This window comes from Nocardia sp. BMG51109 (assembly GCF_000526215.1).
Classification (GTDB): domain Bacteria; phylum Actinomycetota; class Actinomycetes; order Mycobacteriales; family Mycobacteriaceae; genus Nocardia.
On the sequence record NZ_JAFQ01000004.1, the window covers coordinates 7,937,303 to 7,950,536 of the forward strand.

Below are 13,234 nucleotides of genomic sequence, written 5' to 3' on the forward strand. Positions count from 1 at the left end.
ACGCGCGAACGACGGCGGGCCTCAGCCGATCACCGCGTTCATGATGGTGCCCGCGCTGGTGGCGAGGATGCCGCCGATCATGGCCCCCGCCACCATCTTCGGGGACTGCGAGATGCCGCCGCCGGCCCACTTCTCCCAGGCGAAATGTCCACCGGCGTAGGTGATGGCGAGGACGCCGGACAGGATCACGAACCAGGTGAAGTACCGCACCAGTTGCATCAACTTGTCTGCGGCGGGGGGAGTTTCGGGAGTCGGATTGCCGATCTGAGCGAGGAGGGTGTCGTGGACCGCCGCGATGATCATGCACTACTCATTTCGAAGTCGGTGAAACCAGCTCGAACCTGCCTCGAAAATTATAGTGCCCGAAGGATATTGACGGCAGTTACCCGTGAGTCCATCCGGACCGGTCACTCCGCCATAGCGGGCGAATCGCTCTCTACCAGCGCGGTCGGGATCCTGGGCAGCGCCTGGGGATGGTTGGCCACGAGCCAGCCGAGCAGTTCCTCGCGGACCGCGCAGCGCAGCGTCCACACGTCGTCGGCATTGCGCGCCGACATGGACGCCCGCACCACGATGCTGGTCGGGGTGCTGTCGGTGACCAGGAGGTTCCAGTTGCGGCCGTCCCAGTCCTCGCGCTGCCGCAGATAGTCGTATAGGTGCTCGCGCAGCTGCGGTACCGGGGTGTTGTGGTCCAGATAGAGGAATACGGTGCCGGTGATCTGCGTGCCGCCCTTGGACCAGTTCTCGTACGGCTTGCTGTTGAAGTACGAGACCGGCATGGTCAGCCGGCGGTCGTCCCAGATCCGCACGGTGAGGTAGGACAGCGTGATCTCCTCGACCGTGCCCCACTCCCCCTCGACCACCACCGTGTCACCGATCCGCACCGAATCGCCGAAGGCGATCTGCAGGCCCGCCATGAGGTTGCCGAGCGTCGACTGCGCGGCCACGCCGGCGATGATGCCGATGACACCGGCCGACGCCAGCAGCGAGGTGCCCAGCGTGCGCAGGTTCGGGAACAGCAGCAGCATCACCACGGCCGCCGTGGTCACCGCGAGCAGCGCGGTCACGATCCGGCGCACCAGGGTGAGCTGGGTGTGCAGGCGGCGCACCCGCGCGGCGTCGGCGGTCCGGCCGGCGTATTGGTCCAGCGTGTTCTCGGCGAAGGCGTCGACGATGCGGATGGTGAGCCAGGCGGCGGCCAGGATCGCCACCGTCGCCAGCACGTTGAGGATCACCTCGTCCTGGCGCAGATCCAGCTGGGCCAGGGAGTAGGTCGAATGCACCCCGGTCGCCGCCAGCAGGATCTGCAGCGGCAACTGCACCCGGCGCAGCAGGCCGGGCAGCCGGGTCCGCGGATGCTTGCTCGCGCTGTATCGCAGCAACCGGTCCACCAGGAGGCCGACGGCCACGGTAACCAAGAGTGTGCCGGTGAAGACGATCAGCGGGCGCAGTACCTCCTCCAAGACGTCCAACTCCTTGCCACGCGCGGTTCGGGTGCTCCGCTGCCAACGCTACATTTACATAACGGCGTGGCAAGGCCACCGTCGGCCGGATCGGCCACCCCCTACCGATGTGCGGGCAGCGATCGTCTCCACTACCGGGGTCTTTTCGGTGGCGGGCAGGTCACCGCCCGGCACGGCCGTCGCGGCAAGGGTGAGCTTGTTCATACCGCCGCACTCGGCGCCGGCCGAGCGCTCAGCCCTCGCCCTCGGGGTCCCCGACCTCCACCGGCTCGCCGCCGCCCTTGATCGTGTACAGCAGCCCTTCCAGCTCATCGGGTTTCACCAGCACGTCGCGCGCCTTGGACCCCTCGCTCGGCCCGACCACGTTGCGCGTCTCCATCAGGTCCATCAGGCGCCCGGCCTTGGCGAAGCCCACGCGCAGCTTGCGCTGCAACATCGAGGTGGAGCCGAACTGCGAGGTCACCACCAGCTCCACGGCCTGCACGAACAGATCGAGATCGTCGCCGATGTCCGGGTCGACCTCCTTCTTCTCGCCCGCCTTGGCGCTGGTGACGCCCTCCTGGTACTCCGGTTCGGCCTGGTTCTTGGTGAAGTCGACGACCGCGTGGATCTCCTCGTCGGAGATGTACGCGCCCTGCAGGCGGGTCGGCTTGTTCGCGCCCATCGGCAGGAACAGCCCGTCGCCCATGCCGATCAGCTTCTCCGCGCCCGGCTGGTCGAGGATGACCCGCGAGTCGGTCAGCGACGAGGTGGCGAAGGCCAGCCGGGAGGGCACATTGGTCTTGATCAGGCCGGTGACCACGTCCACCGACGGCCGCTGGGTCGCCAGCACCAGGTGGATGCCCGCGGCGCGGGCCTTCTGGGTGATGCGCACGATCGCGTCCTCGACGTCGCGCGGCGCGGTCATCATCAGGTCGGCCAGCTCGTCGACGATGGCGAGGATGTACGGGTACGGCCGGTAGACCCGTTCGCTGCCCAGCGGCGTGGTGATCTCCCCCGACTTCACCTTCTTGTTGAAGTCGTCGATGTGGCGGACCCGGGTGGCCTGCATGTCCTGGTACCGCTGCTCCATCTCCTCCACCAGCCAGGCCAGCGCGGCGGCGGCCTTCTTCGGCTGCGTGATGATGGGCGTGATCAGATGCGGAATGCCCTCGTAGGGCGTGAGTTCCACCATCTTGGGGTCGATGAGGATCATCCGCACCTCGTCGGGCGTCGCGCGTTGCAGCAGCGACACCAGCATCGAGTTGACGAAGCTCGACTTACCCGAACCGGTGGAGCCGGCCACCAGCAGATGCGGCATCTTCGACAGGTTGGCGGCGAGGAACTCGCCCTCGATGTTCTTGCCGAGCCCGATCACCAACGGGTGGTGGTCGTTTCGCGTCGAGGGCGCCTTGAGCACGTCGGCCAGGCGCACCAGTTCGCGGTCGGAGTTGGGCACCTCGATGCCGACCGCCGACTTGCCCGGGATCGGCGCCAGCAGCCGGACGTTCTCCGTCGCAACGGCATACGCGATGTTGCGGGCCAGCGCGGTGATCTTCTCGACCTTCACACCGGGCCCGAGCTCCACCTCGTACCGGGTGACCGTCGGGCCGCGGACGAATCCGGTGACCGCGGCGTCGATCTTGAACTGCACCATGACCTCGGTGATGGCCTCGATCATGGATTCGTTGGCGGCGCTGCGGCGCTTGGGCGGATCGCCGTCGACGAGCAACGTCAGCGGCGGCAGCTGATAGTCGCCCTCGACCTGGCGCTCGGTGACGAATTCCAGTTGCTGCTGCGCGGGCGGTTCGGGGGTCTGGTCGACCACCTTGGGTGTCTTCTTGGGTTTCGGCTTGGCCGCGGGCTTCTCGGCCGCCGCGGGCGGCGTGGCCGAGGAGCCCGCGGCCGCGTCGTCCTTGGCGATGTCCTTGGCCTCGCGCAGCGGCGGTTCCCCGATGACCTCGGTGACCGCGTCGGCGTCGCCGAATTCGTCGGTCGGGTAGTTCTCCTCGGGCGTGCGGCCGCGCCGCCGGGACTTGCTCCGGTGCACCGGGAAGCCGTCGGCGTCATAGTTTTCCGGATCGTAGGGCCCGTAACGTTCGTCGTAGCCGTCGTTTTCGCCGAAGCCGAACAGCTCCCGGACCCGCTCGGGCACCTCGCGCACCGTCGTGCCGGTCACCAGCAGCACGCCGAACACGATGGCGATCAACAGCAGCGGCACCGCCAGCCAGGCGGTCAGCCCGTCGCGCAGCGGCCCGCCCACGACGAATCCGGCGAACCCGGCGGCATGGGCGCGGCCGTCCGGATCGGTGGGCGCGCCCGCGGCGATATGCCACAGCCCCAGCGCGGGCAGGCCGACCAGCAGCCCGCCCAGCACCAGCCGCGGCCGGATCTCGGGACGGGGCTCGGTGCGCATGAGGATCACGGCGATGCCGGCGGCCACGAACGGCAAGGTGGCGGAGGCGGAGCCGGTGATCCACCGGATCGCGGTATCGACGGCGTGCCCGACCGGCCCGCCCGCGGCCAGCCACACCGCCGCGGCGATGACGACGCTGAAGGCGATGAGCGCCAGCGCGATTCCGTCGCGGCGGTGCCCGTGCTCGATCTCCCCCGCCCGGCTCAGCGTGCGGGTGGTGGCACCGACCCCGCGCGCGATCATGGACCAGCCGCCGCCGATGCCGCGCCCCAGCACGGCCAGCGGGGCGGTCTCGGACCGGCGGCGGGCCGGACGGCGGGCCGGAGTGGTGCGCCCGCGCGGCGTCGACCTCGTCCGCGAACCGGCGGAACGAGACCGTGCCGGAGCCCTCCCCCGGGTCGATCCCGCCCGCGCACGTGAGGTCGTGGTGCCGCGGGACTTACCTGCCATGGCTTCAGGCTAGCCGCAATGGCCCCATCCAGACCATCCGCAACACCCATACCACGGACATCACATACACGATCCATCATCGCCGTGACCGGCCGGGAAGGCCGGCGCACACACGCCACGGCAGCGCGGAAATGCTATGCCATCAGCGGAAAACAACTCTCCCGGCGACGCTTTGACAGGACCGACCGGTCTGATATCGGGCCGATTCTGAGCCGTTCGACGCGGGGCGAATCTCGATTCCCTCCGGCCGTGTCGCCGACCGGATCGCACCGCCGTGTCGTCGGCCCGATCGCACCGCCGTGTCGTCGGCCCGATCGCACCGAAGAACCGGTCATCTGAACCGGTCATCGAGGCAGGAGGGGCACGACCTCCGTTGTCGGCGCACGGAGGAACCGGAGGGAGCGACAATCCGGTGCGCCCCGACATCTCCGCGTATCCGGGCGACGTCCGATCACCCGCGTCGCACGAGCAATCCCACCCGCGGTGGCATCGGTATCTACGTAACGCCCGTATTCGGGTCCGACACCCTGTGGCGAGATCGGCACCCGAGCTTCCCGATCGGCGTCGGCGCCCTCGGTGTCGACCACGGAGAATCCTCAGCGTCGACCACGGAGAATTCGGGCGGCACCGTCGCCACCGATGCCTCGCGTCGCCCGATCAGACGCTGCGGTCGGTGTCGAATACGGCCCGCACGTCCTCCTGGGAGCCGGAGGTGTCGAGCCGAACCTCGTTGCGGCCGAACGCGTGCAGCAGCAGTTCCGAGGGCGGGCCGGTGAGCACGACCGCGTCGCCGCCGGCGTTGTGTGCGGCGACGCGCTCGCCCTGCGGCGTCGTCAGCACCACCGTCACGGGCGACTTGCGGTAGGCCATGCGCGCCATCCGGCGCACCGACTGCCACAGCTTCGCGTCGTCCGCTTCGCTCAATGCCCGTGGCTCCCAGCCGGGTTCGCCGCGGCGCACGTCCTCGTGGTGGACGAACATCTCGGTGAGATTGACCACCGCGTCCACCGGGTACAGCGGCGACCACCACGGCGGGCCGGTGCGGATCTCCTCCAGCAGCTCGGTGAACGGCCGGCGCGCGGCCCGCTCCTGCACCGAATCCAGGTACCCGGCAAGCGGTTTCAGCAGGATGCCGGGGGCGGCGTCGGGCCGCCGCTCGCGCACCACCAGATGCGCCGCCAGTTCGCGCACCGTCCATGTCCCGCACAGGGTCGGCGCGTCGGGGCCCGCTGCGGTCATCGTCACGACCAGTGCGCGCCGCTCCCGTTGAGCCAAACTCATACGTGCGAGCCTAATGCAGTCCCCTCCGTCTGCCGTGTGGCCGCCACCACACCCGTGAACCGGCGCCCTACACCCCGATGACGGTCGGCACGATCATCGGCCGGCGGCGGTAGGTTTCCGCAACCCAGCGCCCGACCACCCGCCGCACGCTCTGCGCGATGCGGTGCGTCTCGGTGACGCCCTCCCCGGCCAGCCGCACCAGTTCCGCCTCCACCAGTTCCTGCGCCGCGACGAGCGCGCCCGGATCGTCGGAGAAGCCGCGACCGCTGACCTCCGGTGCGCTGACCGCCTTTCCGGTGGTCTCGTCGACCACCACCGTGATCGCGATGAAGCCGCCCTCACCCAGGATCAGGCGATCGGACAGCGTCGATTCGCCCACGTCGCCGACCGAGAGGCCGTCGACGTACACCTGGCCGACCGGATACCGGCCGGCGATCGAGGCGATCCCGTCCACCAGGTCAACCACCACGCCGTTCTCGGCCAGCATCACCCGGTCCTCGGGGACGCCCGTGGCGACGGCGAGCGCGGCGTTGGCGCGCAGATGGCGCCATTCGCCGTGCACCGGCATGGCGTTGGTCGGGCGCACCGCGTTGTACAGGTACAGCAGCTCGCCGGCCGAGGCATGGCCGGAGACGTGCACCTTCGCGCTCTGCTGGGTGATCACCGTGGCCCCGAGCCGGGCCAGCCCGTTCACGACCGTGAACACGGCGTTCTCGTTGCCCGGGATGAGCGAGGAGGCCAGCACCACCAGATCGTCGGCGCGAATGTTGATCTGCCGGTGGTCGCCCCGCGCCATCCGCGACAGCGCCGACAGTGGCTCGCCCTGCGATCCGGTCGAGATCAGCACCAGCTTGTGCACCGGCAGGTTGGCCGCCTGGTCCAGATCCACCACCAGCCCGTCGGGCAGCTCGAGATAGCCCAGGTCCTGCGCGATCTGCATATTGCGCACCATCGACCGGCCGACGAAGCACACCCGCCGGTCGTAGCGCTGCGCGACATCGATCACCTGCTGGATGCGGTGCACGTGGCTGGCGAACGATGCGACGATCACCCGGCCCGTGGCCTTGCCGATGACGTTGTCGAGCACCGGGCCGATCTCGCGTTCGGGCGTCACGAAGCCCGGCACCTCGGCATTGGTGGAGTCGACGAGGAACATGTCCACGCCCTCGTCGCCGAGCCGGGAGAAGCCGGCCAGGTCGGTCAGCCGGCCGTCGAGCGGCAGCTGGTCGAGCTTGATGTCGCCGGTGTGCAGGGCCAGACCGGCCGGGGTGCGCACCGCGACCGCGAGCGCGTCCGGGATCGAGTGGTTGACCGCGAAGTATTCGCAGTCGAACGGGCCGTGCGTGGTCCGCTCGCCCTCGGTGACCTCGATCAGCCTGGGTTGCAGCCGGTGCTCGCGGCACTTGGCGGCCACCAGCGCGAGGGTGAACTTCGACCCGATCACCGGAATGTCGGGGCGCAGGCGCAGCAGGAACGGGACGGCGCCGATGTGGTCCTCGTGGCCGTGCGTGAGCACCAGCGCCGCCACCTCGTCGATCCGGTCCTCGATCGGCCGGAAGTCGGGCAGGATGAGATCGACACCCGGCTGCTGGTCCTCCGGGAACAACACGCCGCAGTCGACGATCAGCAGCGCGCCGTCGAACTCGAAAACGGTCATGTTGCGGCCGATTTCGCCGATGCCGCCGAGCGCGAACACGCGCAGGCCGTGGCGCGGCGAAGCGGGCGGCAGGCCCGCGGGCTGCGTTTCGGCGGGTTCCGGCGGCGCGGCCCGTTCGGCGCGGGGCTGCTCGGAACGGGCGCGGGCCTGTTCGGCGCGATTGCCGCGACCGCCCTGCCGGCCGCGGCTGCGGCGCTGCCGGTCGGGCCGCTCCGGTTCGGCCGAAACCTCCTGCGGCGCGGCCTTTTCCGCATCGTCGAGATCCTGCTCGGCGACCTTGGCCAGCTGCTGTTCCCGCTGCGCGGCGGCCTTCGCCTGCTGCGTGACCGGATCGGCCGCCGGCGGCGCGGGCTCGGGGGCACCCGCGCCCCGGCTCGCCGACCTCCGGCGTGGGCGGCCGCCCCCGGACCCGCTCGCGCTGTGCTGATCGGGCGCGACCGGGGAGCCTGCGTGGTTACGCTCCGCTCCCTCCTCCGGCCCTGACCCGCTCACGCCGTGTTCATCGGGCGTGACCGGGGAACCTGCGTGGTTACGCTCCGCTGCGTCTTCAGGCCCGCTCACGCGTAGACCCCCGCGGCCTCCAGGTCGGCGGCGATCGCGCGCAGCAGTTCCCCATCGGGCATCAGTTGCGGCAGCCGCGGCTCACCCACCTCGATGCCGAGCAGGCGCAGCCCGGCCTTGGTCATCGACACGCCGCCCACCCGGGCCATCGCCCGCATCAGCGGCAGCATGCTCACGTGGATCTCCCGGGCGCCCGCCACGTCGCCGGCCAGGTAGGCGTCGCGCAAGGCCACCAGCCGCTCCGGGACGAGATGGCCGATCACGCTGATGAATCCGACCGCGCCCACCGACAGCCACGGCAGATTCAGCACATCGTCGCCCGAGTACCACTCGAGGCCGGTCTCGGCGATCAACTCGGCGCCGACGCCCAGATCGCCCTTGGCGTCCTTCACCGCGACGATCTGCGGATGCTCGGCGAGGCGGCGGATCGTCTCGGGCAGGATCGGCACCACCGAACGGGGCGGGATGTCGTAGAGGGTCACCGGCAGATCGGTGGCATCCGCGACCCCGAGGAAGTGGGCGAGCAGACCCTCCTGCGAGGGCCGCGAATAATACGGAGTCACCAGCAGCAGGCCCTGCGCACCCGCGCGCTGGGCGTTGCGCGCCAGCTCGATGCTGTGCGCGGTGTCGTAGGTGCCGGCACCGGCGATCACGGTGGCGCGGTCACCCACCGCGTCGACGACGGCATGCAGCAGATCGAACTTCTCGGACTCGGTGGTGGTCGGCGATTCGCCGGTGGTCCCGGAGACGGCGAGCAGGTCGACACCCCGGTCGACCAGGCGACCGGCCAGGGCGACGCCGGCATCGACATCCAGCTTGCCCTCGGCGGTAAAGGGGGTCACCAACGCGACACCCACCGTGCCGGACGCGTGCAGGTCTGTTCGCGTCGATTCACCGTTCGTCATGGTCAGCAAGGCTACCCGGTCGCACAAACGAGAGGGGACCGTCGTCCGCCTCACGGCCGGGTCCGATGGCCCGGGCGGCACCCCGACGGCATCTCTGACATCATTTTGCTGCTTGTAAGACGCCATCCATGACGCCATGATGGTGTCATGGATCTGAACACCTATGCCCAGCGCCTGCGCGACGATCTGGTCGCGGCCGCCGCCCTCGGCGACGAGACGACCCAGGCCACCGCCGCGGCCCTCGCCGCGGCCACCGAGAACGCCGCGCGGCTGACCCTCCTCGCGGCGCTGTCCGAATTGGCGGCCGAGGTCAGCGAGACGCTCGGGGACCGCACCGTGCACGTCTCGGTCGACGGCACGGACGCCCGCATCGACGTCCGGCCGAACGAGCCGGACCCGGGCGCCGAACCCGAGCCCGAGACGGACCAGCCGAGCTTCGAGGACCTGACCGGCGACATCAGCCGCGTCACCCTCCGCCTGGTCGACCAGATCAAGTCCCGGGCCGAACAGGCGGCGGCACAGAGCAACATGTCGCTGAACTCCTGGCTGTCCAGCACCGTTCAAGACGCCCTGCGCGACCAGATGCGCAAGGGCGGGCCGGGCCGCTGCGACAACTGAGCGCGCACCGTCCGGATCAGGTCGAGACCGAGACGTTCCCGTCGGTGTCGATCTCGGTGCGCTGATCGTGGTCGGGCGCGTTGGCCAGCACCGTCGCCAGCACCCGGCGGCCCACCGGCAGCACCCGGACGGTCACCGAGCCGGCGTTGGCGGCGTCGAGTTCCCTGGTCGCCGCGTCGATCACGCGCTGGCGCACCCATTTCGGGGCGCCGGCGAAACCGCCGTCGTCGAGCAGGACCACCTCGACGCCGCGCGACCGGGCTCCCCGGGCGGCGCCGCCGAGTTCGTCGGTCATCAGCTGGGGCGCGCGCAGGCCGTCACGCAGCTCGGCCTCCAGCAACCGGCATTCCTCGCGTTCGGCGGGGCTGAGCTCGGCCCCGTCGGCGATCCGCTCCAGGATCGGCCGCGCCACCCGGTCCAGCCGGGACAGCTGCCGGATGCGCTCGCTGTCGGCGGCCGCCATCGTCGCCTCCGCGGTGGCCCGAATCGTCGCCTCCTCCCGCAGTATTCGCAGCAGGCGCTGGGTCGGGCGCATGATCACCACGAATACCGAGATGGCCGTGACCGTGCCCAGCGGAACGAGTGCGGCCGAGATGGCGCCGTCGGTGGCGCCGATCCGGATGCCGGTGGCGGCGTCGACCGCCACCACCGCGACCACGCCCAGCCAGGCCGCGGCCATCCGCCCGCGCAGCGCCAGCACCGCCATCACATAGGACGTGGCGAACGTCGTCCAGACCATGTGGCCGGCCTGGTCCTTGTCCAGCGTCACCACGGTCAGCACGGTCGCCGCCGGCCCGGCCGCCACCACGAACGCCGTCACCGGCCACGGCAGCGGATCGGCCGCCACCACCAGTACCAGCGCACCGGCGATCGCCTGGAGCAGCAGCGCGAGCAGGACCGCCCACGCCGGCGACGCGGACAGGTTCCGCAGCATGTACAGCACGATGGTCAGCTCCAGGATCAGCAGGAACAACCCACCCGTGCCGCCCCGCAGCCCCAACAACTCCCGGAGTCCGAATCCCGCGCCGATATCCGAATCCTCCAGGGCGGTATCGGATTCCCACAGGTCAGTGCGAGCCATCGCCGCCCCACACCAACGTCACGGTCGTCCCCTCCCCCGGTTGCGACTCCACGAATCCGGCGCCGCCGGCCAGCTGCCGCATCCGGCCGAGAATGCTCACCGAGATGCCCAGCCGGTCCTCCGGCACCCGCCGCACGTCGAATCCGGGACCGTCGTCGGTGAACACCAGCCGGATGCCACCGGCGCTGATGGTGCAGGTGACGGTGCGGTGCACCGTCTTCCCGGGCACGGCGGCGTGACGCAGGCTGTTGCGCACCGCCTCACCGAGCGCCGAGGCGATGGTGGTAGCCGCGTGCACCGGCATCCGCAGATCGTCGAAGCCGGGCCAGGTCCGGGTCGCGAACCGGACACCGGGATTGATGTCGTGCACCGCCGAACGCAGGAAGATGACGGCCGCGCGCGCGTCGAGCACATCCGGTTCGCGCGCGGCGACCCGGATCTCGTCGAGCTGCTCCAGGGTGTGCTCGGCCTGCCGGCGCAGCACGGCCGACTGCTCGTTGCCGCGGGAGGCATCGAGCAGGGTGGACAGCACCGCGTCGTGGATCAGCGCGGCGAACCGGGCCCGCTCGTGGTCGCGGGCGGCGGACGCGGCCGACGAGGCGGCCTGCCTGCTGGATCGCGCCGATTCCCGGTCCACCCGCGCGGCGGCCTCCAGCGCGCTCGCCACGCACCACAGCAGCAGCGTCGACAGCCCGAAGGCGCGGGCGAACGCGCTGAGCACCGACATCGCCGTGAAATCCTCGACGAGGTAGATATTGCTCGCCGCCACGGCCAGCGAACCGGCCAGCAGGTAGCCGGCCGACCACCGGACCGGCCAGGCCAGCGCGGCGGCCAGCATGCCCAGCGGCAGCATGCGGTACAGCCACACCGAGGTCGCGTCCACGGTGTGCGTGTCCAAGGCGAACGGCAAGGTGGCCACGGCGGCCAGGTAGCCCACCGCGGCGGCGCCGGAGACCGCCCGAATCGTCTTGGGGCGCAATCGAATCGATACCAGGGCCAGCACCGGGAAGCCGCCGAAGACCAGCAGCGACGCCACGGGCGCCCACCAGGCGGGCGCGACCCGGCTCTGGGCGACGATCTCGGGGATGTCGACCAGCGCCATGATCATCCCGCCGATCCCCATCGACAGGCCCAGCCGGCGAATGATCCGATCGACCGCCACGACGCCCGCATCCTCGCTCACCGGGTGTCCGCGCCACCAAGTCCCGGCGCGCACCAGGGGTTTCACTCGAGTGATCGGTACGACCGAGGTTCCGGCAGCGGTCATGCGTGGGGTGGACGCTCGGGCACGGGTAGCCAACCATCCTCCACCGCCCGCTTGTACAGGTCGGTCTTGGTCGGGGCGGGCCGCCCGGCATCGGCGTACTTCTGGCGGATGCGACCCAGATAATCGTTCACGGTCTGTTCGGACAACCCGGTCAGCCGCGCCACCCGCGACGCCTTCTCTCCCGACGCATACAGCGTCAACACCTCTTGCTGGCGCTTGCTCAGCCCGACGTCGGGCAACTGCGGATCACCGTCGATGGCCGCCGCCCAGTCGGTGGTGACCACCTGCTCGCCCGATGCGGCGGCGCGCACCGCGGACACCACGGTCTGCACGTCCTCGGATTTTCGCACCACGCCGAGCACCCCGGCACGCGCGGCCGAGCGCACCAGGAACGGATTGTCGGCGCCGGTGAACACCAGCACCTCCAGCCCGCGATCGCGCAGCGCCCGCACGTTGTCCTGCGGGGTGGACCCGTCGGCCAGCCGCAGATCCAGCACCACCAAATCCAATTGCGGTGCGGCCGAGAGTAATTCGCCCACGGTGCCGGCGGTGATGACGAGTTCGAGATCGGATTCCCCGGCCAGCATGGACGCCAGGCCCAACGCGACGGACTCGTGATCCTCGACGAGACCGATCCGGCGCGACCGTATCGGCCCCGGCTGGTCGAGCGCCCCCTGATGTGTCGGCTCCACGGCCCTCTCACCTCTTCCCAGAATCCCGAACCACCCTCGACCGGCACCCCGGCCCCTTGTCGATACGGGCACCGGAACGTCCTCGTGTTCGTGTCGAGTATGCCGGGAACCGAACCGTTCGGGTCAGACACCAGAAATCGGGGGTTAACGGGGGTGTTCTCCGTACTTCCCGCTCTCAGCCCATGACCTGCGCGGATACCGTCGCGCCCAATTCCTGGCACCGCTCCCGATCCGCTTTTGTGACCGGCCCGGACACGATCACCGACGCCGCAGCCTGCTCCCACCCGAGCCCCGTGGCGATGCTGTCGATCCCGCGCTCGGCCCCCTCGGTCCCCTGATTGCCGTGCACGTAGTAGCCGAACGGCCGGCCGCGGGTGGAATCCAGGCACGGATAATAGAAGGTGTCGAAGGCATGCTTGAGCGCACCCGACATGTAACCGAGGTTCGCCGGGGTGCCGAGCAGATACCCGTCCGCCTCCAGCACATCGTTCGCGGTGACCGCCAGGGCAGCGCGACGCACCACCTCGACCCCCTCGATCTCGGGATCGGTGGCCCCCTTCAGCACTGCCTCGAACATGTCCTGCAGAAACGGCGAAGGCGTGTGGTGGATGATCAACAACGTGGGCATATCCCGAGCCTAACGCCCGTTTCCGCTCGTCCCGGCCCTGCGGGCGGCTACCGTACCCGGCGTGCCTCCCCGCCCCCGAACTGACGCCGTCGGCCGAACCCCGCCGCGGGTACACGCAGCAGAAGTTCCTGGCCGAACTGCGGCGGCTGGTCCTGCAGGGGCACCTCCCGCCGGGCGCAGGGCTGCCACTGTGAGAATTCACCCGGCGCATCGGCGGCGATTCGGCGCTGGGTTAG

11 protein-coding genes are annotated in these 13,234 nt (G+C 70.2%); 1 reads left to right on the forward strand and 10 read right to left on the reverse strand.

All coding sequences use genetic code 11. From position 1 onward, the window contains the following. Nucleotides 1-21: 21 nt before the first annotated feature. The 6 genes from D892_RS0137385 to dapA form a co-directional block, all read right to left on the reverse strand. The gene (locus D892_RS0137385; protein WP_024806150.1) at nt 22-303 is read right to left on the reverse strand and encodes a hypothetical protein; all 282 of its coding nucleotides are present in this window, start codon (nt 301-303) and stop codon (nt 22-24) included. 104 nt (nt 304-407) lie between these two features. Then, nucleotides 408-1,472 carry a mechanosensitive ion channel family protein gene (locus D892_RS0137390; RefSeq protein ID WP_232236259.1) on the reverse strand — a complete coding sequence of 355 codons (1,065 nt, stop codon included), beginning with the start codon at nt 1,470-1,472 and terminating at the stop codon, nt 408-410. 223 nt (nt 1,473-1,695) lie between these two features. After that, on the reverse strand, nt 1,696-4,308 hold the full coding sequence (locus D892_RS0137395) for a DNA translocase FtsK (RefSeq protein WP_024806152.1): 2,613 nt from the start codon (nt 4,306-4,308) through the stop codon (nt 1,696-1,698). Nucleotides 4,309-4,965: 657 nt separating this feature from the next. Further along, nucleotides 4,966-5,589: a TIGR03085 family metal-binding protein gene (locus tag D892_RS0137405; protein WP_024806153.1), complete on the reverse strand. Its 624-nt coding sequence runs from the start codon at nt 5,587-5,589 to the stop codon at nt 4,966-4,968. 67 nt (nt 5,590-5,656) lie between these two features. Further along, on the reverse strand, nt 5,657-7,738 hold the full coding sequence (locus tag D892_RS0137410; protein WP_024806154.1) for a ribonuclease J: 2,082 nt from the start codon (nt 7,736-7,738) through the stop codon (nt 5,657-5,659). Between the two features lie 65 nt (nt 7,739-7,803). Next, nucleotides 7,804-8,712, reverse strand: coding sequence for a 4-hydroxy-tetrahydrodipicolinate synthase (gene dapA, locus D892_RS0137415; protein ID WP_024806155.1), 909 nt, complete (start codon nt 8,710-8,712; stop codon nt 7,804-7,806). A gap of 147 nt (nt 8,713-8,859) precedes the next feature. Here dapA and D892_RS0137420 point away from each other — a divergent pair, with 147 nt between their 5' ends. Further along, entirely contained in the window at nt 8,860-9,330 is a 471-nt protein-coding gene (locus D892_RS0137420; RefSeq protein WP_024806156.1) for a hypothetical protein, read from the forward strand. 16 nt (nt 9,331-9,346) lie between these two features. Here D892_RS0137420 and D892_RS0137425 read toward each other — a convergent pair whose 3' ends face one another. From D892_RS0137425 to D892_RS0137440, 4 genes are all read right to left on the reverse strand, one after another. Next, nucleotides 9,347-10,411: a hypothetical protein gene (locus D892_RS0137425; protein WP_051499357.1), complete on the reverse strand. Its 1,065-nt coding sequence runs from the start codon at nt 10,409-10,411 to the stop codon at nt 9,347-9,349. After that, nucleotides 10,398-11,594, reverse strand: coding sequence for a sensor histidine kinase (locus tag D892_RS0137430; RefSeq protein WP_232236260.1), 1,197 nt, complete (start codon nt 11,592-11,594; stop codon nt 10,398-10,400). The genes D892_RS0137425 and D892_RS0137430 overlap by 14 nt, the downstream gene beginning before the upstream one ends. An 80-nt stretch (nt 11,595-11,674) precedes the next feature. Then, nucleotides 11,675-12,370 carry a response regulator transcription factor gene (locus tag D892_RS0137435; RefSeq protein ID WP_024806159.1) on the reverse strand — a complete coding sequence of 232 codons (696 nt, stop codon included), beginning with the start codon at nt 12,368-12,370 and terminating at the stop codon, nt 11,675-11,677. Nucleotides 12,371-12,545: 175 nt separating this feature from the next. Continuing rightward, the gene (locus D892_RS0137440) at nt 12,546-12,998 is read right to left on the reverse strand and encodes a flavodoxin family protein (protein ID WP_024806160.1); all 453 of its coding nucleotides are present in this window, start codon (nt 12,996-12,998) and stop codon (nt 12,546-12,548) included. Between the last annotated feature and the right edge of the window lie 236 nt (nt 12,999-13,234).

Bases quoted from the DNA above. Each gene is read 5' to 3' on its own strand.
- D892_RS0137440 (WP_024806160.1), bottom strand. From the start codon at position 12,998: ATGCCCACGTTGTTGATCATCCACCACACGCCTTCGCCGTTTCTGCAG.
- D892_RS0137395 (WP_024806152.1), bottom strand. From the start codon at position 4,308: ATGGCAGGTAAGTCCCGCGGCACCACGACCTCACGTGCGCGGGCGGGA.
- D892_RS0137420 (WP_024806156.1), top strand. From the start codon at position 8,860: ATGGATCTGAACACCTATGCCCAGCGCCTGCGCGACGATCTGGTCGCG.
- D892_RS0137425 (WP_051499357.1), bottom strand. From the start codon at position 10,411: ATGGCTCGCACTGACCTGTGGGAATCCGATACCGCCCTGGAGGATTCG.
- D892_RS0137405 (WP_024806153.1), bottom strand. From the start codon at position 5,589: ATGAGTTTGGCTCAACGGGAGCGGCGCGCACTGGTCGTGACGATGACC.
- dapA (WP_024806155.1), bottom strand. From the start codon at position 8,712: ATGACGAACGGTGAATCGACGCGAACAGACCTGCACGCGTCCGGCACG.
- D892_RS0137385 (WP_024806150.1), bottom strand. From the start codon at position 303: ATGATCATCGCGGCGGTCCACGACACCCTCCTCGCTCAGATCGGCAAT.